Here is a 1,634-nt window from a genome sequence, read left to right as displayed (position 1 = left end):
TTATAATGACATTGATTATAACTTATTGATTTTCAAGCAACTTTTATATGTAAAGTGCAACCCATTTTTTCTGCTTCTTTTTGCAGACGGGCAATTTTACGAGCCCTGAGCTGTTCTTGATCTAGTGCTACTATTTTAGGATCGTACTTCATTTTCTTCTTGACCATGTTATAAAAGATCACAGCCAGTCGTCGCGCAACTGCTTTAATTGCTTTTTTACTTCCTTTACTTGCGGAGAGTCGTCTATACAAATGGCCAAGTATTCCTTTGTTTTGCCACATGGTTTGGGCTGCCATTCGGAAAGCTTGAGTCGCTGGGTTTTTCGTAAAGCGCTTTTGATGACCAAGCACTTTTCCGCCGGATATTTTTGGTCGTGCAGCCAGGTTGAGCCAACTGGCGAAATGTTCTGCTGTCGGCCATTTTTCCATATTCAGACCGGTTATTGCAATAATGGTAAGAACCGTGTTTTCATCCAAACCGTCGATTTCGGTAAGGTCTATTCCTACCAGATGATGGAGGTAATCTTTTAAGTTAAAATGATACTGGTTTTTTCGCACTTTGCTGGATTTAACTGGTATGGCAGTTTCCTCAGGCAACATTTTTTTTAATAAATTTTCAATCTCTTTCTCATAGGAAAGCATTTGATCCTTATAAAACTTGTAGGCTTCCAGGTGATGGTTAAGTACGCTGACCAAGTGGGGCTTGTAGATTCCGGTCAGGGACTTCAACAGATCTTCACGGGATGTTTTAAGTTGACGCAGCTTTAAGTTAGCCAATATTGTTTCAGCATGGTTTTGACCAGTGGCAATACGCTCTAAGATCTGCATACCAATCACACCTTCGATATCGCTAAGAAGGTGCTGATACTTGATATTCATCTGCGTAAGCACTTTCTGCATTCGGTTCAGAGTATCACTCTTCTGCTTTTGAAAGATTCCCCGTTCATGAATATAGCAGCGAAGCTCCCTGTAGCTTTCATCTGCAATATGAGAAGCACGAAATAAGCCATGGGCATGTAACTGATGGATCCATTGACTATCACTAACATCGGTCTTCTGGCCAGCGGTATTTTTATAATGCCTGGCATTCACTAAAGTTACTTGAAGGTCGTACTGCTCCAAAACCTCATATACGGCCATCCAATAAACTCCCGTGGCTTCCATGGCTACATGGGTAACCCCTGATTCCTTCAGATCTTGTGCCAGATCATGTAGTTCCTGGGTATAAGAACCATATTCCTTAACCTGAGATCCCCCGTGTAAACCCTGATAGGAAACCATCATGTTCATGCTCCCCACATCGATACCTGCCGAATGAGGATAAATGATACCCATACGGATATCGTTCGCTTCGTTTTTTTGATTTTTACTCATAGCTTTGCCTTACTTTTAATGAATAAAAAGCAGGCTAACTCTGATACTTCCAGATATATGAAAGCTTAGTAAACAGGGTCAATGTGAAAGCATTGCCACTAATATATTTTTCGGTAAGTATCAGTCCTAAACTCAAGAACGGACTCTGATGGTACCAAATGAGTAACCAGGTTATGTAGTTAGTCTGCTTCTTAATGCAAGATAAAACACATGCACAAAATGTCATTCCTATATTTTGATTTTTTAAAATGTGCCTACTCA

The 1,634-nt window shown here is 40.4% G+C and carries 1 protein-coding gene; it reads right to left on the bottom strand.

The window, feature by feature from the left end:
* Positions 1 to 32 precede the first annotated feature (32 nt).
* The gene (locus BLR27_RS18305; RefSeq protein WP_245704554.1) at positions 33 to 1,373 is read right to left on the bottom strand and encodes an IS110 family RNA-guided transposase; all 1,341 of its coding nucleotides are present in this window, start codon (positions 1,371 to 1,373) and stop codon (positions 33 to 35) included.
* Between the last annotated feature and the right edge of the window lie 261 nt (positions 1,374 to 1,634).

Source organism: Daejeonella rubra (genome assembly GCF_900103545.1).
GTDB classification, from domain to species: domain Bacteria; phylum Bacteroidota; class Bacteroidia; order Sphingobacteriales; family Sphingobacteriaceae; genus Daejeonella; species Daejeonella rubra.
This window is presented reverse-complemented; position numbering and strand designations above follow the sequence as displayed.